At 71.4% G+C, this 23,711-nt stretch carries 19 protein-coding genes; 9 read left to right on the forward strand and 10 right to left on the reverse strand.

Annotation, left to right across the window (positions count from 1 at the left end; all coding sequences use genetic code 11):
• Positions 1–125 precede the first annotated feature (125 nt).
• From IG02_RS0103040 to IG02_RS0103050, 3 genes are all read right to left on the reverse strand, one after another.
• A complete protein-coding gene (locus IG02_RS0103040; protein WP_037801826.1) occupies positions 126–2,351 on the reverse strand; it encodes a 3-hydroxyacyl-CoA dehydrogenase NAD-binding domain-containing protein in 2,226 nt (741 codons plus the stop codon).
• A gap of 88 nt (positions 2,352–2,439) precedes the next feature.
• Positions 2,440–3,654, reverse strand: a complete 1,215-nt coding sequence (locus IG02_RS0103045; RefSeq protein WP_030741396.1) for an acetyl-CoA C-acetyltransferase — start codon at positions 3,652–3,654, stop codon at positions 2,440–2,442.
• A 56-nt stretch (positions 3,655–3,710) separates the two neighbouring features.
• Positions 3,711–4,964 (reverse strand): CaiB/BaiF CoA transferase family protein, encoded by a 1,254-nt coding sequence (locus IG02_RS0103050; protein ID WP_078854131.1) that lies wholly within the window; start codon positions 4,962–4,964, stop codon positions 3,711–3,713.
• Positions 4,965–5,344: 380 nt separating this feature from the next.
• Between IG02_RS0103050 and IG02_RS0103055 the strand changes: the two genes are divergently transcribed.
• On the forward strand, positions 5,345–6,541 hold the full coding sequence (locus IG02_RS0103055) for a saccharopine dehydrogenase family protein (protein WP_030741403.1): 1,197 nt from the start codon (positions 5,345–5,347) through the stop codon (positions 6,539–6,541).
• Positions 6,542–6,652: 111 nt separating this feature from the next.
• Here the strand turns inward: IG02_RS0103055 and mmpA are convergent, their stop codons facing one another.
• The 3 genes from mmpA to IG02_RS0103070 form a co-directional block, all read right to left on the reverse strand.
• Entirely contained in the window at positions 6,653–6,796 is a 144-nt protein-coding gene (gene mmpA / locus IG02_RS43785) for a morphogenic membrane protein MmpA (RefSeq protein ID WP_420707707.1), read from the reverse strand.
• 261 nt (positions 6,797–7,057) lie between these two features.
• On the reverse strand, positions 7,058–7,759 hold the full coding sequence (locus tag IG02_RS0103065; RefSeq protein WP_030741405.1) for an endonuclease V: 702 nt from the start codon (positions 7,757–7,759) through the stop codon (positions 7,058–7,060).
• Positions 7,760–7,792: 33 nt separating this feature from the next.
• On the reverse strand, positions 7,793–9,103 hold the full coding sequence (locus IG02_RS0103070) for an NAD(P)/FAD-dependent oxidoreductase (protein ID WP_030741408.1): 1,311 nt from the start codon (positions 9,101–9,103) through the stop codon (positions 7,793–7,795).
• 337 nt (positions 9,104–9,440) lie between these two features.
• On the opposite strand from IG02_RS0103070, the gene IG02_RS0103075 reads away from it, so the two are divergent.
• From IG02_RS0103075 to IG02_RS0103105, 7 genes are all read left to right on the forward strand, one after another.
• Entirely contained in the window at positions 9,441–10,667 is a 1,227-nt protein-coding gene (locus tag IG02_RS0103075; RefSeq protein ID WP_030741411.1) for a metal-dependent hydrolase family protein, read from the forward strand.
• Entirely contained in the window at positions 10,664–10,894 is a 231-nt protein-coding gene (locus IG02_RS0103080; RefSeq protein ID WP_030741413.1) for a hypothetical protein, read from the forward strand. The genes IG02_RS0103075 and IG02_RS0103080 overlap by 4 nt, the downstream gene beginning before the upstream one ends.
• A 76-nt stretch (positions 10,895–10,970) precedes the next feature.
• The gene (locus tag IG02_RS0103085; RefSeq protein WP_037802127.1) at positions 10,971–12,341 is read left to right on the forward strand and encodes an FAD-binding oxidoreductase; all 1,371 of its coding nucleotides are present in this window, start codon (positions 10,971–10,973) and stop codon (positions 12,339–12,341) included.
• A gap of 379 nt (positions 12,342–12,720) precedes the next feature.
• Positions 12,721–13,137: an SsgA family sporulation/cell division regulator gene (locus IG02_RS0103090; protein ID WP_030741418.1), complete on the forward strand. Its 417-nt coding sequence runs from the start codon at positions 12,721–12,723 to the stop codon at positions 13,135–13,137.
• A gap of 434 nt (positions 13,138–13,571) precedes the next feature.
• Positions 13,572–15,221 (forward strand): ABC-F family ATP-binding cassette domain-containing protein, encoded by a 1,650-nt coding sequence (locus IG02_RS0103095; RefSeq protein ID WP_030741421.1) that lies wholly within the window; start codon positions 13,572–13,574, stop codon positions 15,219–15,221.
• 238 nt (positions 15,222–15,459) lie between these two features.
• Entirely contained in the window at positions 15,460–16,434 is a 975-nt protein-coding gene (locus tag IG02_RS0103100) for an acyl-ACP desaturase (protein WP_030741424.1), read from the forward strand.
• A gap of 160 nt (positions 16,435–16,594) precedes the next feature.
• Positions 16,595–17,515 carry a chitosanase gene (locus IG02_RS0103105; protein WP_030741426.1) on the forward strand — a complete coding sequence of 307 codons (921 nt, stop codon included), beginning with the start codon at positions 16,595–16,597 and terminating at the stop codon, positions 17,513–17,515.
• Between the two features lie 143 nt (positions 17,516–17,658).
• Here IG02_RS0103105 and IG02_RS0103110 read toward each other — a convergent pair whose 3' ends face one another.
• The 4 genes from IG02_RS0103110 to IG02_RS0103125 all read right to left on the reverse strand — a co-directional run bounded on the left by IG02_RS0103110 (position 17,659) and on the right by IG02_RS0103125 (position 21,002).
• A complete protein-coding gene (locus tag IG02_RS0103110; RefSeq protein ID WP_078854132.1) occupies positions 17,659–17,961 on the reverse strand; it encodes a WhiB family transcriptional regulator in 303 nt (100 codons plus the stop codon).
• 80 nt (positions 17,962–18,041) lie between these two features.
• Complete coding sequence (locus IG02_RS0103115; RefSeq protein WP_030741430.1) at positions 18,042–18,842, reverse strand: VOC family protein; 801 nt, start codon at positions 18,840–18,842, stop codon at positions 18,042–18,044.
• 122 nt (positions 18,843–18,964) lie between these two features.
• Positions 18,965–19,753 (reverse strand): aminotransferase class IV family protein, encoded by a 789-nt coding sequence (locus IG02_RS0103120; RefSeq protein WP_030741433.1) that lies wholly within the window; start codon positions 19,751–19,753, stop codon positions 18,965–18,967.
• 169 nt (positions 19,754–19,922) lie between these two features.
• Positions 19,923–21,002: a multicopper oxidase domain-containing protein gene (locus IG02_RS0103125; RefSeq protein ID WP_051764428.1), complete on the reverse strand. Its 1,080-nt coding sequence runs from the start codon at positions 21,000–21,002 to the stop codon at positions 19,923–19,925.
• A gap of 212 nt (positions 21,003–21,214) precedes the next feature.
• Between IG02_RS0103125 and IG02_RS0103130 the strand changes: the two genes are divergently transcribed.
• Positions 21,215–23,698: a ThuA domain-containing protein gene (locus tag IG02_RS0103130; protein ID WP_078854178.1), complete on the forward strand. Its 2,484-nt coding sequence runs from the start codon at positions 21,215–21,217 to the stop codon at positions 23,696–23,698.
• Positions 23,699–23,711 lie beyond the last annotated feature (13 nt).

The following is a 23,711-nucleotide window of genomic DNA, read 5'->3' on the forward strand; positions in this document are numbered from 1 at the left end:
CCGATGTCGCGCACCGTTGTCAGCCGGGCGGGCGGGCCGGCGTCGAGCGCCGTCACACCGTCGTCTCCGGTGCGTGGCGAGCCACGCGCCGCCTGATCCCGGGCCCGCCCCGCCGCGCGCCGCCGCTACCCGTCCCCGAACGTCTCCCCTTGGCGCGCCTTCTCCAGCAGGAGGGCGGGCGGCGTGAACCGCTCCCCGTACCGCTCGGCCAGCTCCCGGGCGCGCGCGGCGAATCCGGACGGTCCGCCCTCGTAGCCGTTGACGTACTGGAGCACTCCCCCCGTCCAGCCAGGGAAGCCGATCCCCAGGAGGGAGGCGACGTTGGCGTCCGCGACCGAGAAGACGATGTTCTCCTCCAGGCAGCGCACGGCCTCCAGCGCCTCCGCGAAGAGCATCCGCTCCTTCATGTCGGCGAACGGCACCGCCGGGGCCCCTCCCCCGGGCCGGCCGAAGTGCTCGCGCAGGCCGGGCCACAGCCGCAGGCGCGCGCCGTCCTCGCCGTACTCGTAGAAGCCCGCCCCGCCGGCCCGCCCCGTGCGTCCGAACTCGTCCACCATCCGGTCGACGACCGCGTCCGCCGGATGGCCGGCCCGGGCCCCGCCGGTCTCCTCGGCCGCCCGCCGCGCCTCCCGACGGATCCGGCGCGGCAGCGTGAGCGTCAACTCGTCCATCAGGGCGAGGACCTTGGCCGGATAGCCGGCCTGGGCCGCGGCCTGTTCGACCGACGCCGGCTCGATGCCCTCCCCGACCATCGCCACACCCTCGTCGAGGAACCGGCCGATCACGCGGGAGGTGAAGAAGCCGCGCGCGTCGCCCACGACGACGGGGGTCTTCCCGAGGGCGCGCACCAGGTCGAAGGCGCGGGCCACCGCCTCGTCCCCGGTCCGCCCGCCCCGGACGATCTCGACCAGCGGCATCTTGTCGACGGGCGAGAAGAAGTGCAGCCCGAGGAAGTCGGCGGGCCGGTCGACGCCCTCGGCGAGTCCGGTGACGGGCAGCGTCGAGGTGTTGGAGCAGAGCAGCGCGTCCGGCGCGACGGTGTCCTGGATCTCCTGGAAGACCTCGCGTTTGAGGGCCGCGTCCTCGAAGACCGCCTCGATCACCACGTCGCACCCGGCGAGTTCGGCGGTGCCGTCGGCCGGCGTGATCCGGGCGAGCAGCGCGTCGCGCTCGCTCTCGGTCGTACGGCCCCGGGCGATCGCCTTCGCCAGGAGCCGCGCGGAGTACGCCCTGCCGTTCTCGGCGGCCTCCCGGGAGACGTCCTTGAGGACGACGTCGAGTCCGGCGCGGGCGCAGGCGTACGCGATGCCCGCGCCCATCGTCCCCGCGCCGAGGACCGCGACCTTGCGCACCTCGCGCGGTGCGACGGACCGGGGCCTGCTCGCACCGGAGTCGACGGCCTGGAGGTCGAAGAAGAAGGCCTGCATCATGTTCTTGGCGATCTGCCCGGTGACCAGCTCGGTGAAGTACCGGGCCTCGATGGTCTGCGCGGTCTCGAAGTCGACCTGCGCGCCCTCGACGGCCGCCGCCAGGATCGCCCGCGGAGCGGGGTAGGGGGCGCCCGCGATCCGCTGCTCCAGCCGGGCGGGGAAGGCCGCGAGTTCGGCGGCGAGGCGCGGTGCGGCGGGCGTACCGCCGGGGATCCGGTGGCCCTCGGCGTCCCACGGCTGCCAGGACTCCGGATGGGCGTCGATGAACGCGCGGGCGGCGTCGAGCATCTCCTCCCGGGTGGCGGCGACCTGGTGGACCAGGCCGTGCTCCAGCGCGCGCCGCGGCGGGTACCGCGTGCCGTCGAGCAGCACCGTGAGCAGCGCGTCGGCGATGCCCAGGAGCCGTACGGCACGGGTCACCCCGCCGCCCGCGGGCAGCAGCCCGAGCGTGACCTCCGGCAGGCCGACGGTGGATCCGGGGGCGTCGAGGGCGATGCGGTGGTGGCAGGCGAGGGCGATCTCGTAACCGCCGCCGAGGGCGGACCCGTTGATGGCCGCCACGACCGGCTTGCCCAGGGTCTCGATCCGGCGCAGCGCCCGTTTGACGGCCATGCCGGTGTCGAAGACCGCGCGGGCGTCCTCGGGGCCGAGCCGGATCATGTCCTTCAGGTCGCCGCCGGCGAAGAACGTCTTCTTGGCGGAGGTGACGATGATCCCGCGGATACCGTCCTTCTCGGCCTCGGCACGGTCGGCGACGGCCGTGAGGGCCTCCCGGAACTCCTGGTTCATGGTGTTGGCGGACCGTCGCGGATCGTCCAGGACCAGGGTGACGACGCCGGTTCCGTCCCGCTCCCAGCGGATGGCCGGGGATGCCGCGGGCACCGGGGGCACCGGGGGCACCGGGGTGGTGGACTCGCTCATGCTGCTGCTCCGTAAGGCCGCGTGAGAGGAGATGAGAAGGGAGGAGAAGGGGGACGAGGAGAGAGGGGACGGGAACGGCCGGAGGCGGTCACAGGCGTTCCACGACGGTGGCGACTCCCATCCCGCCGCCGACGCAGAGCGTGACCAGGCCGTACCGCTTGTCCTGGCGTTCCAGCTCGTCCACCAGCGTGCCGAGGAGCATCGCGCCGGTGGCTCCCAGGGGATGGCCGAGCGCGATGGCGCCACCGTTGACGTTGACCTTGTCCAGGGACAGGTCCATCTCCGCCGCGTAGTGCAGGACGACCGCCGCGAACGCCTCGTTGATCTCCACCAGGTCGATGTCGTCGATGGTCAGCCCGGCCTTGGCGAGGGCCTTGCGGCTGGCGGGCGCGGGGCCGGTGAGCATGATGGTCGGCTCGGAGCCGGAGACGGCGGCGGAGACGATCCGCGCCCGGGGTGTGAGTCCGTAGCGCTCGCCGGTCTCGCGGGAGCCGATCGCGACGAGCGCGGCACCGTCCACGATGCCGGAGGAGTTGCCCGCGTGATGGACGTGGTCGATCTTCTCGACCCAGTGGTACTTCTGGAGGACGACGGCGTCGAACCCGCCCTTCTCGCCGATGGCCGCGAACGACGGCTTGAGCGCGGCCAGCGAGTCCGCGGTCGTGCCGGGACGCGGGTGCTCGTCGTGGTCGAGGACCGTCAGGCCGTTGCGGTCGAGGACGGGGACGACGGAACGGGCGAAGCGGCCCTCCTTCCGGGCGGTCGCGGCCCGTTCCTGGGAGAGCGCGGCGAACTCGTCCACGTCGCGGCGGCCGAAGCCGCCCAGCGTGGCGATCAGGTCGGCCCCGATGCCCTGCGGGGCGTAGCCCGTGGCGAAGTTGGTCATCGGGTCCATCGCCCAGGCACCGCCGTCGGATCCCATGGGCACCCGGGACATCGACTCGACGCCGCCCGCCAGGACGAGGTCCTCCCAGCCGGAACGGACCTTGGCGGCGGCCAGGTTGACGGCTTCCAGGCCGGAGGCGCAGAAGCGGTTCTCCTGGACGCCGGCGACGGAGTCGGGCAGCCCGGCCGCCACGGCCGCGATCCGGGCGATGTCGGAGCCCTGGTCACCGAGCGGGCTGACGACGCCGAGGACGATGTCGTCGACGGCCGCCGGGTCGAGGTCCGGGAAGCGGCGGAGCGTCTCGTGGATCAGGCCGACGACGAGATCGATGGGCTTGGTGCCGTGCAGGGCGCCGTTCGCCTTGCCCCGCCCACGCGGGGTGCGGATCGCGTCGTAGACGAATGCTTCGGTACTCAACGCGGCTGCCTTTCGACGTTTCGACGGATCGGTGGGCACGCGGGGGCCTCGGCGGCTCAGTCGGACGGACGCGGCCGGGAGGACGGAGGGGCGGGCTGCTGTACGGGGGGTGCCGGCCGCGTGGGTGGCGCGGCCGGCTCGGACGGCGCGGACGGCGCGGACGGCGTGGGCCGCGCCGGCGGCGCGGACCGCGTGGCCCGTGGCGGCAGCTCCCAGTCCCGCGCGATCTCGTCGGCGTCGGCGCCCGGTCGCGGGGGCGGACGGCGTACCGACGCGGGGGTGGCGGAGAACCGGGGCGCGGGCGCGGGCTGGGTGAGGCCCGCGTGGTCGGTGAAGGTGGCGCGCGCGGCGAGGTGCGGATGTCCGGGCGCCTCGCGCAGCGACAGGACGGGCGCGACACAGGCGTCGGACCCTTCGAAGATCTCCGTCCACTCCTGTCGGGTCCTGGTCAGGAACCGGGCGGCGACGGCCTCGCGCAGATCGTCCCAGCGGTCGAAGTCGTTTCGCGCGGGGAGTTCGTCGGCGATGCCGAGCAGCCGGACGAATTCGTCGTAGAACCGCTTCTCCAGCGCGCCGACCGCCATGTACTGCCCGTCGGCCGTCTCGTACGAGCCGTAGAAGGGACTGCCGCCGTCCAGCAGGTTGGCCCCGCGCCGGTCCTGCCAGCCGCCCGCACCCATCATGGCGTGGATCATGGTGGTGAGGTGGCTCGTGCCGTCCACGATCGCGGCGTCCACGACCTGTCCGGCGCCGTTCGGCGTGCGGGCGTGCTGGAGTGCGGCGAGCACCCCGATGACGAGGTAGAGCGCGCCGCCCGCGTAGTCGCCGAGCAGGTTCGCCGGCAGGGCGGGCGGTTCGCCTGCCTTCCCGATCATGGACAGGGCACCGGTGACGGCGATGTAGCCGATGTCGTGTCCCGCCCGGTCGGCGAGCGGGCCGTCCTGGCCCCAGCCGGTCATGCGCCCGTACACCAGGCGCGGGTTGCGGGCGAGGCAGTCCTCCGGGCCGACGCCGAGGCGCTCGGCGACACCGGGCCGGTAGCCCTCGATGAGGACGTCGGCACGTTCCGCGAGGTCGAGGACCCGGGCCGCGCCCTCCTCGGTCTTGAGGTCGACCAGGAGGGACCGCTTGTTGCGGTTGGTCAGGTCGTACGAGGGGTCGATGCCGAGCCCCGCGCCGCCCGGCCGGTCGACCCGTACGACATCGGCCCCGAGGTCGGCGAGGGTCATGGCGGCGAACGGGCCGGGCCCCATACCGGCCAGCTCGACCACCCGTACACCGGTCAGCGGACCGCTTCCCGTCGCCGACATTCGACCCCCAGTGGTACCCATGACCTCGACTTCCCTACGCCGTGGCCGACGCGTCGCCCGTGCCTTCCGGTACGGGCCGGCCGCCACGACCGACGGATGTGACACAACCGGTGTGACACCAGCGATGTCAAGAACGTGCGGCGGGCGGCGCAAGGCGACCGCCGAGCACGCGACCGGCCCTCCGACGAGCCTATGCCCGACGGGAGCGACGGTCACGGTCCGGCTCGTCGACGGACCGCATCGCACAGCTCGTACCCGCGGCCCGTGCCGCCAGGCTAAGGTCTGTCCCGGCCCACGGCCCCCGGTGGCGGCCCCGGCAGGGGCGCGGTGGCGGGTGGGCCGGCGTGCCGGGCGGAGCGTACGGCGGAGGGAACGGCGCCATGGCCAGGACCAGCGGGAACGGGGCGGAACGCCCGTACGACATCGTGCTCTTCGGGGCGACGGGTTTCGTCGGCGCCCTGACCGCGGAGTACCTCGCCGTGCACGCGCCCGGGAGCTGTCGCTGGGCCGTCGCGGGGCGCGACCGCGCGCGGCTGGAGCGGCTCCGGGAACGGCTGACCGCGATCGCCCCGGGCTGCGCCACGCTCCCGCTGCTGCACGCGGACGCGGCCGACCCGGACTCGCTGCGGACCCTGGCCGAATCGGCGCGGGTGATCGCGACGACCGTCGGGCCCTACCTCTGGCACGGTGAGGAGCTGGTCGCCGCCTGCGCGGAAGCGGGTACGGACTACGCGGATCTGTGCGGCGAGGCCGAGTTCACGGACCGCGTCTACCTGCGGTACGACGTACGGGCGCGGGAGACAGGGGCGCGCCTGGTGCACTCCTGCGGTTTCGACGCGGTCGTCCCCGACCTCGGGGTGTACTTCACCGTGGAGCGGCTGCCCGAGGACGTGCCACTGCGCGTGGACGGCTTCGTCCGCACCAACGCCTTCTTCTCCGGCGGCACGCTGGCGTCCGCGCTGACCGCCCTGAGCCGCGGGCCCCAGCTCGTGCGGGCCGCGCGGGAGCGGCGGCTGCACGAGCCGAGGCAGCCGGGGCGCCGGACCCGGGCCGCGCTCGGCGCCCCCCACTTCAGCCGGGAGACGGGGCTGTGGGCGCTGCCGCTGCCGACGCTGGACGCGCAGATCGTGACGCGCTCGGCGGCGGTCCGGCCGCGCTACGGCCCCGACTTCCGTTACCGCCACTTCGCGGGCGTCAAGTCGCTGCCCGTCGCGCTGGCCGGCGGGGCGGGCGCGGGCGCCGGCGTGGCACTGGCCCACGTGCCGGCGGCGCGGAACCACCTGCTCAGGCGGTATGCCTCCGGCACCGGCCCGGACGAGGCGCGCAGGCGCGCGAGCTGGTTCTCGGCGCGGTTCGTGGGCACGGGCGGCGGCCGCCGGGTCCTCACCGAGGTCACCGGCGGTGATCCCGGCTACGACGAGTCGTCGAAGATGCTGGCCGAATCGGTGCTGAGCCTGGCCTTCGACGACCTGCCGGCCACGGCGGGCCAGGTGACCCCGGCGGTGGCGATGGGCGACGCGCTGCTCGACCGGCTCAGGGCGGCGGGCCTGCGCTTCCGCGTGGCGGACACGCGGTGAGCGCCGCCACGTCGGCCCACCCCCGGGCGGGACGCCGGGGCCGGGCTCCTACGCCCAGTCGGCCGGTCGGGCCGAGCCGGCCGGTCGGGCCGGATCGACCGGCCCGGTCGGTCAGCCGAACGCCCAGACCGCGATCGTACAGACCATCGCGGCGCACCAGGCCAGGCCGATGACGCCGGACAGCATGAGGAAGGTCGTCATGCCCCGCCCCTGAGGTGAGCCGGCGGACCTGGAAACAGCGCGGTAGTTCGTCATATGACCAGCCTGCCCATCGGTATGGGGTACCGGTATCCGTACACATACTCAGCTCGGTCCCGCGGCGGCCGCGGTCTCGGCGCCACCCAGGCCGGCGCCTCGGCCACGGCCGCGTCCTCACGGCAGTGCGGCCACAGGACCACCCCGGCGCACCTCGCCATGGCTTCATTCTTCCTCCTCGCCGCGGCCCGAGGCGGGACGGCGGGCGATGACGGACGAGGCGGGCCGTCGGGTGTCCGGGGACGGCGCGCTGCCCGCTCGTCAGTCCGCGGTGGCCTCGCGCAGCGCCCGGCGGCAGAGCGCGTCGGCCCGGCGGGTGGTCTCCGGCAGACGGTGTTCGCGGGCCAGCCGGAGGGTGTGCGCGCAGGCGGTGTCGAGGTCGACGCGATGACCGACCGAGACGAAGACGGGCTTGACGCCGTCCCTCGTGCGCACGGCACGGCCCACCTCCTCGCCGTCCTCGGCGACCAGCGGCGAGAAGTCGCCACGCCGGCTGCCCGGCTGCTCGTAGCCGAACGTGAACGGATTCTTCGCCACGCCGATCGCGGGCAGGCCGGTGACGACACCGAGGTGAGCGGCGAGCCCGAAGCGGCGCGGGTGCGCGCGCCCGTAGCCGTCGCAGACCAGGAGACCGGGGTCCGAGTCCAACGCGTCGAGGGCGGCCAGGACGGTCGGGGCCTCCCGGAAGGCGAGCAGCCCGGGGACGTAGGGGAAGGTGACCCGGCCGACGGCGGTGGCCCGGTCGACCACGGCGAGGGTGGCCGCGTCGAGCACCACGGCCGCCGCGGCGACGAGGTCACGCTCGTCGTCGTACGCCACGTCCACCCCGGTCACCAGGCCGGTGCCGGGGGGTGGACCGGCCTCGTCCAGCACCACGTGCCCGCGCAGCTCGTCCTGGATGGCACGCGCCTCGGCCTCGTCGGCCGGTGTCCTCGTCGCCCTCGTGGTTCTCGTGGTCCGCATGGTGACGATCACCCTATTCGTCATCTCTTGGCGTCAGCCGAGGACTGTGCCCGTGGACGGGGCCGGCCGACGTCGGCGTGAGAACGCACCGAGGTCGATGGTTTTGCCAGTGTGTTCACAGGTGTGCGTGAGCGCGCTCCGGTCGTGGTCGTGCCCGCCTTCGACACCGTGGATCAGGGTAGTCATGAGGCGGCCCACCAGAGGGGCGTTCTTGAACTGATTGCCGCTGGTGCCTATGGCCACGTAGAAGCCGGCGAGTTCGGTTCGGTCGTATACGGGGGTCCAGTCGTCGGTCACGTCGTATACGCCTGCCACACCACGAGGCCTGTTGGGAACGCGCAGGCCGGGCAGTCGGCGAGCCGCCCGCGTCACCTGCGTCCTGAACAGCGACACGGTCGGAGTGGGACTCCCGTCGTCCGGATCGTCGAGCCATTCCAGCGGGTCGCACTCGGGTTCCGTGCCGCCGACGAGCAGGAACTCCCTGCCCTCGGGCCGTATATACGTGCCGAGGTCCATATCGACAAGCACCGGTGCGCGCCCGTCGCCGCCGGCGTCGTGGTAGCCGGCGGGCGCCGCTACGTGGTGCACCTCCTGGCGCAGCGGCCGCAGACCGACGGTGAAGTCGCCGCCCACTTCGGCGAGCCGGTTCAGCTGTCCCGACCATGGACCGGCCGCGTTGACGACCACCCCGGCGTACAGTTCGGTTCCATCCTTGAGGCGCACCCCGCGCACGCGTCCCCCGCGCCGCATCACCGCGGTGACGGGGGTATTCCATCGGAAGGCGGCTCCGTGCCGCTGGGCCGCCGCGGCAAGGTTGTGCGCGGCGAGTTGCGGGTCGTCGACAAAGCCCCCGTCGGGGGTGTGGAGAGCACCGAGCCGAGCGGACGCGTCGGCGAAGAACTCGTCGTCATCCACGGGGCGGGGCGGGAAGTACCGGCCGGTGTCCACGGCGGGCAACCGCGTGGACAGCTCTCGTGCACCCCATATTTCGTACGGCACACCGACCTTGTCGAAGTGTCGCGTGAACATGCCGCAGGGTGCGAAGTCCACGTCCAGCATGGTGACACCGCAGCGGCTGAACGCTGCGAGGGGTTCACTGGCGGGTGCTTGGAGATGGTCGCGCCATGCTTCCCAGCAGTGACGGGACTCCCAAGCGGCATTGACGCCCGCGATCGTGGGATAGGTGAAGCGGATCACGGCGCTCGAGGCGCTGGTGGAGCCGTTGCCCGCGCCGCCGAACTTGTCGACCACGACGACCCGCAGACCGCTCCGCACCAGTTCGAGAGCGATAGAGGATCCGATTACCCCGGCCCCGACGACGACAGCGTCTGTGCTTTCAGCCATGTTCCAACCACCTTCTCGTTGCCGGACCAGACGGTTCCGCCGGCGGCGCGGAGGGTCGCCGCTCCGCCCGTTGTCCGCACCTTACTCAGCTCAGAGGCCATGTTCCGGCGACTGTTGTCGCCACTTTCCGTCGTCGTACCCAACAGTTGTCTTGTCGCTGCGCGTGTGCGCCGACAGGCGTCGAGAAGCCGCGCCAGGAGTCGCTCGCGCGCGCCGCCCTTGCGTTCCGAGGTTGACAGGACCACCCCCACAGTTTATCCATTGGATAAGAAGGATTGCCGGTTCCGTGTCGCTTCACACATGGCCGCGGTCAGCTCGCAACAGCGGAGGATCGACTATGGGACCTGCTCATGTAGTCGGCGCGGCGGTCATCGACGGATCGGGGCGCGATCCCAGCAACCTCGACATCACCATCGAGAACGGCCGCATCACCCAACTCGGCGCCTCCAGCGGGCACGGTGAGCGTGTCGACGCCGAGGGACTGACGATGACGCCCGGCCTGATCGACGCTCACGTCCACCTGGGCCTGTCGAGCCCGATCCAGCCGCACTTCTCGTTTCGGATAAGCGCCGCCGAGATCGCGGCGGACATCTTCGCCACGGCCGGCGCGACGCTCGACGCCGGCTTCACCACCGTTCGCGACACCGGCGGGATCGACGGCGGTGTCGTCACCGCGATCGCGAAGGGCAAGGTCAGAGGGCCGCGCGTGCTGTCGTGCGGACCTGTTCAGTGCCAGATCGGCGGGCACGGCTACTACGGAGCCGAATGGGAACCCACCGAGCTGTGGAGCAGCCACCACATCCCGGGCCTGTGCGCCCTCTCCATGATGGCGGGCAACGCGGACGAGCTGCGACACAACGTCCGCGAAGCCTTCCGTCGCGGAGCCTCCTTCCTGAAGCTCTGCGTGACCGGCGGAGTGGTGGGCGCGCATGATCGACTGACCGACACCCAGTTCACCGTCGAGGAGATCGCTGTCGCAGTTCAAGAAGCCGCGGCACGGAACACCTATGTGACAGTTCACGCCCACAACAACGAGGGCATACGAAACGCGGTCGAGGCCGGGGTGCGCTGTGTCGAGCACGGCACCAGCCTCGACGAATCCACAGCGACCCTGATGGCCGCTCGCGAGGTTGCCCTCGTGCCCACGTTCGCCGTCGTCGAGCAACTGCTGCACGACACCGCCGGAGCCGGTCTCGCCGAGTCGACCCGCGACCGCGCCAAAGGCGTACGTGAGCAGATGACGAAGGCGCTCGCTGCCGCCAAGCACGCAGGAGTACGGATCGGGCTGGGTTCCGATCTCATCGGTCCGGCCCAGGACCGTCGCGGCAAAGAACTCACCCTGCGCGCGGCCCTCGAGACGCCGATGGAGGCGCTCGTGGCGGCGACCCGGACCAACGCCGAGATCCTCGGCCTGTCCGGCCAGGTGGGTGTCATCACTCCCGGCGCGCAGGCGGACCTCGTTCTCTGGAACGGCAACCCGCTCGAAGACCCGGAACTGTTCTCCGACCCCGCCAACGCCGTCCTCGTCATCCAGGCCGGCGAAATCGTGAAGGACCTCAGATGAGCACCATGTGGCAGGGCTGCCTCGCCGACACTCACGTGACCTTCAACGACCGAGAGTTCCTCGGAGACCTGGCGGTCTACCAGAATCTCGCCAAGAACACGGCCACGTTCCTTCACCGCCTCACCTCACGCGGCGGATCCGTCACCAGCGCACTCACGCACGAAACGCACGTGACGGGACTGCAGGCGTCGTTCCTCAGCTACCTCAGAACCTGCCGTGCCCAGTAAGCCCTGATTCAACTACTCCGGAGGTGTGCGGGTGGCCGAGCGGGACTTCGTCAGCACGACGCCCCCTGCCGGGGGTATCGCCGAAGCACTCGGGCGACGGCTGCCCGCCGGCCGGGTGGTGACTGATCCGGACATCGTCGCCGGTCTCTCCCACGACCAGGCGGTGTGGGCGCCCGTTGGCCGAGCGGTGGCCGTCGTGCGCGCCAAGAGCACCGACGAGGTCCGGACCGTGGTTCGTGCGTGCCTGGAACAAGAAGTCCCGTTGGTCGCACGCGGCGCCGGTACTGGATTGTCGGGGGGCGCCAATGCCGTCGAAGGCTGCGTGATCCTCGCGCTGGACGGCATGGATCGGGTGCTGGAGGTCGACGAGCTGGAGCGCCTCGCCGTCGTGCAGCCCGGTGTGGTCAACGACGACCTGCGCGCCCATGTAGCGGCGCTCGGCCTGTGGTACCCGCCTGACCCCGCTAGTTCGCCCTGGTCGACCATGGGAGGAAATGTCGCGACGAACGCCGGCGGAGTGTGCTGCGTCAAGTACGGCGTCACTCGCGACTACGTCCTCGGTTTGGAGGTCGTGACCGGCACGGGCGAGGTGGTCCGGCTCGGGCGCCGTACGTCGAAGGGGGTCGCCGGCTACGACCTCGTGGGCCTCATGGTGGGTGCCGAGGGCACTCTTGGTGTCGTCACCGAGATCACGGTCCGGCTGCGACGCCTGCCTCCGGTCGGCGTGACCGCCGTCGGCTACTTCGACAGCGTCGGGCAGGCCGGTGACGCGGTGCGTGCGACGGCTGCCGCCGGGCTGCGGCCGGCCGCGCTGGAACTCGTCGACCGGCACTGTCTGCGCGCGGTCGACGCCTGGAAGAACATGGGGCTCTCCGCCGAGGCGGACGTGGTCCTCCTGGCCCGTTTCGACGATGATGGCCGCGCCGCCGAGGAGGGCGCCCGCCGGATGGTCGACTGCTTCCGCGGGGCCGGCTCCACTTGGGCGGACCGGTCGGAGACAGAGGAAGAGGCCGAGATGCTCTTCGCGGCCCGCCGGCTGGCCTTCCCCGCGCTCGAGCGGCTGGGGCCGGTGCTGACGGAGGACGTCTGTGTGCCCATCGGAGAGGTGGCGGAGATGCTGGCCCGCATCGACCGGACCGCGGAGAGGCACCGGATCACCATCGCCAACATCGCGCACGTCGGTGACGGCAACTTGCATCCGCTGCTTGTGACGGAACACGGTGACGCGGCGGCTCAGGTCCGGGCCCGCGCGGCGTTCGACGACATCATCGCGGACGCCCTTGAATTGGGTGGGACGGTGACTGGTGAGCACGGTGTGGGACTGCTCAAGCGGCCCGGCCTCACCCGTGAACTCGGCCCGGCCGTCCTGGAGATGCATCGCGCGGTGAAGCGTGCTCTCGACCCGGCCGGGATTCTCAACCCTGGCAAAGTTCTCGGGCCGATATGACCCCTTGGCCACGTACAAGACCGGGCCGCGGACGGCAGAGCTCCCAGAGCCGGAGTTCCACGTCACCGTACTTCGGCGTCAGCGACATGCCTTGCGCGTCGGAGGGGTCCAGCTCAAAGCGGTCCGCGCATCGCGCCCCCGCCTCCGGCAGCCCGCGGCCCGGACCGGGCCGGTCGGCCCCCGGGACCGTACAGGGGCCTCCACTGCCCCGGGACCGCCCGTAGCACAGCGCCGACCACCGCCGCAAAGCGGCGCGCGGCGCCTGTCGTCCGCCGGACGGGTGATACAACTCACGCGGTTTTCGGAGCACGTCCGAGGCCTCTCCGCCGTCTTAACCCAGTAGAAGTTGACCGATCGGTCCGTCGAAGGGGAGCAGGCCATGGCGCCCGTCATTGAACAGGCTGTTCAGGCCCGGCTGGTCGCGTCCGTCCCCCGGGCGGAGACCGTGCACGCGACGCTGCGGTACGACCGGTCCGACCCGTTCACCGTGCGCATGGCCTTCCCGCCGCCGGCGACGCTGGAGGGCACGGAAGTGACCTGGGAGTTCTCCCGCGAGCTGCTGTCGACGGGGCTGGGCGAACCGGCCGGTGTCGGCGACGTGCGGGTCCGCCCGTTCGGGTACGGCCGTACGGTCATGGAGTTCCGCGCCCCCGAGGGCACCGCCATGGTCCATCTGCGCACCGCCGAGCTGAGGGCCTTCCTGGAGCGCTCCCAGGACCTCGTGCCGGTGGGGCACGAGCACCTCTACCTGGATCTGGACCACGATCTGGCGGAGCTGCTGCGCGACGCCTGCTGACGGTCCGGCCGGCCCCGCCCCCTCCCGGCCTGGGCCCTCACCGACCGGCGCCCCTCCCCCGCCGGGGCCCGGCCCGATATTCCGTTGACGGACCCGGGACCGCCTCGTAGCGTCTACGACGGTCCTGTTGTCGTCGATTGGAGTAGGACGTTGCTCGTCTGAGGTCCGAGACACCGTGCCGCACGGTTTTCCACCGCGAAACGCAAGTGCGAATTCGCGTACCCGTGCGCCCGTGTGCGACCTCGGCCGCCGAGCCGTCCCGCTCTGCCCGACCGGGCCCCCCACCGGGGCCGCGCTGATCCTCACGCCCGTATCCCGCTCCCCGCGGGTACGGCGGTCGTCCGGCCCGTCGTCGCCCGCGTCACGGCGTCTCCATCCGTTGCCCTGAACATCCCGCCCGCGCGATCTCGCGCGCGCAGCGACCGGAGACCCTTATGGATCGATCCGCCCCTCACCTCACCTGCACCTCCCTCTCGTTCGCCTGGCCCGACGGGACCCGCGTCTTCGACGGTTTCCAGCTGGCCGTCGGCCCCGGCAGGACCGGGATCGTCGGACTCAACGGCTGTGGGAAATCCACCCTGCTGCGGCTGTTCGCGGGCGAACTCACCCCGACCGGCGGAAAGATCGGCCGTAACGGCGAGACCGGCCATCTTCCCCAGACCGTGGTGCTCGACACGGACCTGCGGGTGGACCAGGCACTCGGCATCGCCGCGACGCGGGCCGCCCTGCACGCCATCGAGGCGGGCGACGCGAGCGAACACCACTTCACCGCCGTCGGTGACGACTGGGACGTCGAGGAACGCGCCCGCGCCACCCTGGACCAGCTCGGCCTCGGGCACCTCGGCCTCGACCGGACCGTCGGCGAGATGTCGGGGGGCGAGTGCGTCCTGCTCCGGCTGGCGTCACTGCTGCTGGCCCGGCCGGACGTCCTGCTGCTGGACGAGCCGACCAACAACCTCGACCTGCACGCGCGGCGACGGCTGTACGCGGCGGTCGCCTCCTGGTCCGGGGTGATGGTCGTGGTCAGCCACGACCGGGAACTGCTGGAGCGGGTGGACCAGATCGCCGACCTGCGCGACGGCCAGGTGCGGTGGTACGGCGGCAACTACTCCGCGTACGAGGAGGCCCTGGCCCAGGAGCAGGAGGCGGCCGAGCGGATGGTGCGCGTCGCGGAGGCCGACGTGCAGCGGCAGAAGCGGGAGCTCGCGGACGCTCAGGTGAAGTTGGCGAAGCGCAAGCGCTACGGGCAGAAAATGCAGGACAGCAAGCGGGAACCCAAGATCGTGATGGGTGCCCGCAAGCGCGCCGCCCAGGAGTCCGCCGGCAAACACCGCATCCTGCACACCGAACGGCTGGCGGAGGCCAGGGAGCGGCTCGACGAGGCCGTGGAGGCGGTCCGGGACGACGACGAGATCCGTATCGAACTGCCGCACACCGTCGTCCACCCCGGCCGGAGCGTGCTCACGCTGCGCGAGCTGCGGCTGCGCTACGGGGCCGAGGTCAAGGGCGAGTTCGCGCTCCACGGCCCGGAGCGCGTCGCCCTGGTGGGCCGCAACGGGGCGGGCAAGACCACGCTGCTGCGCACGGTCGCGGGCGAGCTGGGACCGGAGTCCGGCGAGGCGACGGCCCATGTGCCGCTGCGCTTCCTCCCCCAGCGGCTCGATGTGCTCGACGACACGCTGAGCGTGGTGGAGAACGTCGCGCGGTTCGCCCCCACGGCCACGAACAACATGATCAGGGCGCGGCTGGCCCGCTTCCTGTTCCGGGGGGCGCGGGCCGATCAGCCGACCGGCACCCTGTCCGGCGGCGAGCGGTTCCGCGCCTCGCTGGCCGCCCTGCTGCTCGCCGAACCGGCGCCGAAGCTGCTGATGCTGGACGAGCCCACCAACAACCTGGACATGGCGAGTGTCCGGCGGCTGACGGCGGCGCTGGAGGCGTACGAGGGTGCGCTGATCGTGGCGAGCCACGACCTGCCGTTCCTGGAATCGATCGGTGTCACCCGCTGGCTGCTGCTCGACGGGGAACTGCGCGACACGACCCTGGAGGAGGTACGCGGGACGGGACCGGACGCGCCGGGGAACTGACCACGCTCGGACCGCGGGCCCGGCCGCCGACGGACCGCGGATCCGACGACGCACGGACCGCGGATCCGGCCACGGACGGCGGACACGCTCGGTCCGCTCCGGTGTCCGCACGGCGAGGGGCGGGTGGCGCTTCGGTGGCGCCGCACGCCCCCGCTTGGTCTTTGGCTTACCCCGCCTTTAACCTACGGTGTCGTAACCTACGAACCCGTAGGTAATTCTCCCGTCCCCAGGAGCACCCGTGCCGATCACCTCTCCCCACCTCAGCAGTTCGGAGGCGTGGACCGACGCCAAACTGCTGTACGCGCTGGAAGAGGTCGTTGAGAAGGAACTCAACCGACACCTCAAGGCCGCCAAGGACTGGATGCCGCACGAGTACGTGCCATGGTCCGACGGCCGCAACTTCCCCGGCTTCTTCGAGGACGGCGAGGCATGGGACCCCGCCGAGTCGAAGGTCAGCGACATCGGCAGGATCGCGCTCGTGGTCAACCTCCTCACCGAGGACAACCTCCCCAGCTACCACCACGAGATAGCGACGCTCTTCGGCCGCGACGGCGCCTGGGGCACCTGGGTGCACCGCTGGACCGCCGAGGAGGGGCGGCACGGGATCGTGATGCGGGACTACCTGCTCACCTCCCGGGCCGTCGACCCGGACAAGCTGGAGCAGTTCCGGATGACGCACATGGCGGAGGGGTTCGAGTCCGACAACCGCCACTCGATGCTGCACTCCGTCGCGTACGTCGCCTTCCAGGAACTCGCGACGCGCGTCTCGCACCGCAACACCGGCCATCAGTCGGGCGACCCGGTCTGCGACCGCATGCTGGCGCGGATCTCCACCGACGAGAACCTGCACATGGTCTTCTACCGGAACCTGCTGGGCGCGGCCTTCGAGATCGCCCCGGACCCGACCATGCAGGCGGTCCGCGACGTCGTGGTGAACTTCCGGATGCCCGGGCACGGCATGCCCGGTTTCGAGCGCGCCGCCGCGCAGATGGCGATCGGCGAGATCTACAACCTCCGGATCCACCACGACGACGTGCTCCAGCCGGTGCTGCGCTACCTGAAGGTCATGGACGTGTCGGGACTGGGCCCGGAGGGGCTCAAGGCCCAGGACGAACTCGGCCTGTACATGAACGGACTGGACGGCGAAGCCGCCAAGTTCGACGAGAAGCTCGCGGCCCGGAAGGCGCGGATGGCCGCGCGCGCCGCCGGCTGACCGGGCCCGCTGTCCCCGTCCGCGCGTTCGGCCGGTCGGCTCCTCGGCCGGCCGGCCGGCCCGTTCCCTCCCCGTTCCCCTGTCCGGCCCATCCGTCTTGGCCGGCCCGCAGGGGGGATCCCGCTCGGGCCCGCGCGGGAGAAGTCGTACGCTGTGCCGGATGAAGCCTGCCACGCGCCTCTTCCTCATAGGCGCCCCCGTCCTCGTCGCCGCCGCCGTCATCTTCGGCAGCGGCGGCGATTCAGGTGTGCTCGCGGACAACCCGCCGGCTCGCCCGGAGCGCAGCGGCGCTCCCGATCCGCTCAGCTCCGGCGACCCGGACGACCGTGAGGAGTTGGCGCGGCGCATCGACGCGATGCCGCCCGGTCTCGCCGCACCCGAGAAGAAGGAGCTGGCGGCACAACTGGTGGCCAGCGCCGAGAACTCGACGCTCGACTGGCGCCGCCAGTACGCCGCGATCGAGGACCTCGGGGACGGCAACGGCTACACGGCCGGCGTCATCGGCTTCTGTTCCGGCACGAACGACATGCTCCAACTGGTCGAGTCGTACACGGAGAAGCACCCGGACAATCCGCTGGCCCCGTTCCTGCCGGCGCTGCGCAAGGTCGACGGCACCGATTCGCACGAGGGGCTCGACCCCGGTTTCCGGGAAGCCTGGGCGAAGGCCGCCGAGTCCGCCGACTTCCGCTCCGCCCAGGACAGCACCCGCGACCGGCTCTACTTCGATCCGGCGGTCCGGCTGGCCAAGATGGACGGTCTGGGCACCTTGGGGCAGTTCGTCTACTACGACGCCATGGTCCTGCACGGCCCGGGTCTCGACGCGCGGGGCTTCTACGGCATCCGCGAGGCGGCCATGAAGAAGAGGAAGACCGCCGCCGAGGGCGGCGACGAGAAGGCGTACCTGAACGCGTTCATGGACGCGAGCCGGGCCGTGATGAAGACCAAGCTCATCGCGGAGCAGCGCGACTCGTCGCGTATCGACACCGCTCAGCGGGTCTTCCTGCGGGACGGCAACATGGCGCTCGAACCGCCGCTGACCTGGCAGGTGTACGGGGAGACCTTCAGGATCGACCAGAGCTGAGGCGTCCGGCCCGGCTCCACCGCCGTGGCGCGCCGGCTCAGCACCGCGCGCCGGTACGCGTCACGGACCGTAGCGCGCCGACACCGTGCGGTGCCGGCATCGGCACTCGCCATCGGCATCGGCATCGGGCGGTGGGTGCCGGGTCAGGCGCTCCTGCGCCGGAGATCCAGCCGCTCCTTCTCGGAGAGCCCGCCCCACACCCCGAACCGCTCGTCGTTGGCGAGGGCGTACTGGAGGCAGGCTTCCCGGCCCTCGCAGGCGCGGCACAGCCGCTTGGCCTCGCGTGTGGAGGAACCGGGGGCCGGGAAGAAGAACTCCGGCCCGGTCTGGGCGCACAACGCGTTCTCCTGCCAGGCGAGTTCGTCCTCCGCGCGGGCGGCCGCGGCCGGCCCGCTGATGGTGTCGATGGTGCTGTCGGTGGTGCTGTCGATGATGTCGGTCGGCATGCCGACAGGCTGCCCCGTCGGGATAAACACCTGATGGACGAATGATCGACGCCGACCGGGGCGGGCCCGCGGGCCGCCCGTCAGGCGGCGGCGCGCTCCACTCCGCGCATCAGCGCGAACCGCGCCCCATGGGGGTCGGCGAGCTTGGCGAAGCGGCCGACGCCTTCGATGTCGGTCGGCTCCATCCGGACCGTACCGTCCAGCTTCCGCGCCGCGGCCACCGCAGCGTCGCAGTCGGTGACCGCGAAGTACAGGAGCCAGTACGGCGCGCCGCCGGATTCGATCGGATCGTTGCCCAGGGGAACGAAGCCGCCGAACATGGCGTCCGAGCCCTTGCCCGCCGGATTCACCATGCGGTAGGTGCCGCTGCCGTCCGGCATGGGCATGCTGAGGGCCTCCCAGCCGAAGACCGAGCTGTAGAAGGCGTACGCGGTGTCCTCGTCCGGGGTGTACAACTCGGCCCAGCAGAGGCTGCCCGGCTCGTTGACGATGTCCAGGCCCTTGTTCCGGCCCGGCTGCCAGACCGCGAAGCGGGCGCCCGCGCGGTCGGTGAAGGCCGCCATCCTGCCGATGTCCATGACGTCCATGGGGCCGAACTCGACGGAGCCGCCCGCGTCCCTGACCGCCGCGGCGGTGGCGTCGGCGTCGGGGGTGGCGAAGTAGAGGGTCCAGGAGGGCGAGCCGTGACCGGGTTCGAGGGGCATGACGCCCGCGGCGGTCCTGCCGTCCGTCTGAAACATGCCGTAGCCGCCCGCCTCGGGACCGGCCGACAGGAAGTCCCAGCCGAACACCCCGTGGTAGAAGGCGTTCGCTCCTTCGAGATCGGTCGTACCGAGGTCGGCCCAGATGGGGGACCCCTCGGGGTAGGGGGAGGTGAGCATGGTGCGCTCCTTGGTGGAATCCCGTCTCTCTGCTCTCCGAGTCTCCTCCGGATGGTCCCGCGCCGCATGTGCCGCGCGGGAGCGGCGGCGACGCTCGCGGTACGTGGAGTCCGAATGGCGCCCTAAAGGAGGTCGCCCGGCAGGGCCGCGTAGGTCTCGCGCAGCAGCTCGACGGCAGGGTGGTGGGCCGGGAACTCCGTCCGGTCGACGGCCGTGACGGCTCGTACTCCGATGGCCGCGTTGGTGGCGAACGCGGCACGGGACGACCCGACGTCCGCCGCCGCGACCGGGGCGAGGCGGTGTTCGTGGGCCGCCATGAGGAGCCGCATCGTCACCCCCGGGAGGCAGGGGGCCTGCGGCCACACCACCGTCCCGTCGCCGTCGCCTTCACCGCCGAGGAAACCGATGTTCCAGGTGGCGCCCTCGGAGACGAGTCCGTCGGCGCCGACGAAGAGCGCGTCGTCGAATCCGGCCTGCCGGGCCGCCCGTCGCTGCCGGAGCGCCCCGAACAGCCCGACGCTCTTGATCTCGGGGGCCTCGCGCTCGTACCGGACGCTCCGCACCCGCAGGGGCGGCAGCGGGCCGGAGGACGCCGGGCGCCGGGTGACCAGGATCCGCGGGTCCCCCGCCCGGTCGGGGCGGCCGATGTCCAGGGCGGGGTCGAACACGGTGACCCGCATCGTCGCCGTCCCGTCGGCCGGCGCGAGCCGGCGCAGCAGCGCGCGTACCCGATCGGGGTCCAGCTCGGCGCCGAAGAGGGCCCGGCAGTCGCGGTCGAGCCGGTCGAGGTGGAGCGCCAGCCCCCGCACCCGGCCGTCCTCGACACGGAGCGTCGTGAAGTGACCGTAGTTGGTGAGGGCGAGCGCGCTCAGCTCCGCCATGTCGACCGGCCGTCCGTTCAGTTCCGCCATGGCCCCCAGCATGGCAGCCGGGCGCGCGCCCCACCGGCGACCAGGGGCATCTGTCCGGACCGACCGGACCGTCCGGACCGGTCGAGATCCGACCGGGATCATCGGCGGCCGTCACCCACCACCCCCGACTGGTCACTCCTGGTAACCATCGATCACCTCCGGACTCCCGTCAGTGACCGGAGTGCTCCCCCGGACCGGACGGCTCCTTCCCCGCCGCCCCGCCGCCGTCCTTCGTCGCGCCCTTCACCCCGTCCGGCGCCGCGCCCTTCGCCTCGCTCTTCGCCGCGCCCGCCGGGTGGTGCGGCTCGTACCCGGGGATCGTGCCGTCCGGCTTCTTGACCAGCAGCAGGCCCGCCATCCCCATGTCCGAGTGGCTCTGCACGTGGCAGTGGTACATCCAGGCGCCCGCGCCCACCCGTTCGCCGGCGATGATCTGGAAGCCGAAGGAGTCCGCGGGACCCGTGATCTTGTTGTCGATCACCCGGCTCGGATCGTCGGGGCCGGTCAGCAGGCCGGTCCTGTTGTCCGCCCAGCGATGACCGTGGATGTGGAAGGTGTGGTAGAACTCACCGTGCGTGATCATGATGATCTCCACCCGGTCGCCCACCGTGGCCTCGAAGTTGGGGGACTCGGCACCCGGTTTGTTGTTGATCGTCATGTCGTTGAAGACGATCGTGAACTGTTTGTCCGGCAGGATGTCGCCCTTCCTGCGGACGACCAGCGGGCCGTAGAGCCCCTTGCGTATGCCGCCGGTGCCGTGGTCCGTGCCGACCACATGGTCGTGGTAGTGCCAGTAGCCCGCGCTCCCCGGCTGCCAGGTGCCGTCCGCGCGGGTGCCCGGGGTGTGGGTGCGCCAGGTGTAGGTACGGCTCTCCCCCGGCGGCACATGACTGCCGCTCATCCGGGTGCCGTCGCTGGCGACGTCGTAGTCCACGCCGTGCACATGGAGGCTGGCGTCCACGTCCGTGGTGTTCTCGAACTCGATGTGGAGGGTGTCGCCCTCGATCATCTCGATCAGGGGGCCGGGAATGGACGCCTTCCCCTTTTCGAAGCCATAGCCCATCTGACCGCCCGGCAGCGTTTCCGCGTACATCTTGAGATGGCGGACCGTGCCGCCCGCCGGGGCCGTCCTGGGTGGCGATTCGGCCGAAGTGGCCTTCGGGGCGGAGGCGAGCGACAACGATGTCATACCCGTGGCGGCGACCGCGCCACCTGCGAAAAGCCGCCGATTGAAACTCCGTCTGTCCATGGCCATAGCGAACTCCCCAGCGCCGTACGGAGATTGACAGATGTACCAGGGCATGACCCAGGCCCCCGGACGGCCACACGGTAGACCAAGGATCTTCGTTTATCCACACTGAGGACAAAGTTGGTGGGATCGCGGTCCAACCTATTGGCGAGTCGCCGAAAGAGGTCTACTTTCAGGCGCGTTGCTGTGACCAAAGAGGGGTGGGTGAACACATGCAGCGCGCACCACATCGCCGGTCGAGAACCAGGCGTACCGCGGCCGCGGCCCTGGTGGCCGGCACGATGGCGGCGTCCCTGCTGGGCGGTAACGCCGCCACGGCGAGACCGTACCCGGAACCGGCGTCGACAACGTTGTCCCTGCCGTCGCCTCCGGGCGGGGACGACGTCAAGGTCCTCGTCTTCCACGCGTCGGCCACCGAGGAGTCACCGGTCGTCAACGCCGGCATCGAGGCGATCGAGTCGATCGGCCTCTCGGGGCCCTGGAACGAGCGTTTCAAGACCGAGGCCACGGACGACGGTTCGGTCTTCACCGATGCCAAGAGGCTCGGCTCCTACAACGCCGTCGTCTTCCTCACGGGCGGCGGCGACGTGCTCGACCCGGAGCAGGAGGCCGGCCTGGAGGCGTACATGGAGGCCGGCGGCGGCTTCCTCGGCGTCCACGACGCCGCCCGTACCGAGCCGTACTCCGCCTGGTTCACCGAGCTGATCGGCGCCCGGCCCGCCAAGACCAGCCCCACGAACGTCCAGCGCGCCACGGTCGAGGTCGGTGACCGGATCCACCCGGCCACCAAGAGCCTGCCCCTGGAGTGGAAGCGTCCGGACAAGTGGCTCAACTGGGCGACGAACCCGACCGGCAAGGTGCACACCGTCGCCCGCGTCAGGGAGAGCAGCTACCAGCCCGGCACCGGGGCCAACGGCGCCGACCACCCGGTCTCGTGGTGCCGTGACTACGACGGCGGCCGGTCCTTCTACACCGGGATGGGCGGTACGGCCGCCTCGTACGACGAGACCGACTTCCGCGACCACCTGCGCGGCGCGCTGCTGTGGACCAGCCGGATCTCGCGGGCCGACTGCAAGGCCACGATCGACGGCAACTACAAGGCGGAGCGCGTCACCCAGCCGAACCAGCCGGGGCAGCAGGACCAGATCGGCGAGCCGCACGGTCTGGTCACCGCGCCCGACGGACGGGTCTTCTACATCGGGCGCGGCGGCGGCGACAACAGCGCCCCCGTGGTGACCGACTGGAACAACCCGAACATCGGCAAGGGCCTCGGCCAGATCCACGTCTACGACCCGAAGACGAAGAAGGTGACGCTCGCGGGCGCGCTGACGATCTTCGGCAACAAGGGCGGCGGCGAGGAACTGATCAAGGTCGAGGAGGGGCTGCTCGGTATCGAGCTGGACCCCGCCTTCCAGTCGAACGGCTGGGTGTACCTGCACTACACCCCGCACTCCGGGCTCAACCGCGACACGCGGATCGCCGAGCGGCGCGTCTCGCGCTTCACCCTGGACCTCGCGACCAACAAGCTGGACCTCGCCTCCGAGAAGGTCCTGCTCAAGTGGCCGGTGCAGGTGCACAGCTGCTGCCACTCGGGCGGCGGCCTCGCCTGGGACTCCAAGAACAACCTCTACATCGCGACCGGGGACAACAACTCCTCCGGTTTCAGCGACGGTTACTCCGGCAACAACCCGCAGCCCAACTACAAGGGCCTCTCCTTCGCGGACGCGCGCCGCACCGCCGGCAACACCAACAACCTCAACGGCAAGATCCTGCGGATCCACCCGGAGCCGGACGGCACGTACACCCTGCCCGCCGGCAACCTGTTCACGGGCCAGGAGCAGGACGAGGGCGGCGGCAAGACGCGGGGCGAGATCTACGTGATGGGCGTGCGCAACCCCGCGCGGATCTTCGTCGACAAGCAGACCGACACCCTGTACGCGGGCTGGGTCGGTCCCGACGCGGGCGCGCCCAGCACGACCTGGGGCCCGGCCAAGTACGACACGTTCGCCGCGATCACCAAGGCGGGCAACCACGGCTGGCCGTTCTGCATGGGCAACAACCAGCCCTACCGGGACCGCAGCCTGCCCGACCCGTCCAAGCCCCAGGGCTGGTACAACTGTGCCGCGCCGAAGAACGAGTCGCCGAACAACGACGGACTGGTCAACCTGCCGCCGGTCACCGGAAACACCATCTGGTACTCGCCGCAGGGCGGCGCCCCCGACTACCCGCGGGACGCCAACGGCGTGCCCAGCTACAAGCAGGAGGAGGCCAAGTACCTGCTGCCGTGGCTCAAGGGCGGCGGCCAGGCGACCATGAACGGTCCGGTCTACCGGTACGACGCGCAGAGCGCGAGCGCCGACAAGTGGCCGCAGTACTGGGACGGCAAGTGGTTCGTCGGTGACTTCTACGACGCGGCCGGCAGCCCGCGCCACGCGGTGGTGACCGACCCGAAGACCGTCGGCAAGGGCGGCCTGCCGGTCCACGCCGAATCCCTGAAGAAGATCATCCCGGTGGGCCAGGGCGGCATCCGCAACCTCATGGACTGGAAGTTCGCGCCGGACGGCTCGCTCTACGTCCTGGACTACGGGCGCGGCTTCTTCACCTCCGACGGCGCGTCCGCGCTGTGGCGTGTGACGTACAAGGGCGGCGCTTCGACTCCGGCCGCCTCCGACCTGGTCAGAAAGGTGGAGCAGTGAGACACCGACCGCC

Origin of the sequence: Streptomyces sp. NRRL F-5135 (assembly GCF_000719775.1) — a bacterium.
Taxonomy (GTDB): domain Bacteria; phylum Actinomycetota; class Actinomycetes; order Streptomycetales; family Streptomycetaceae; genus Streptomyces; species Streptomyces hebeiensis.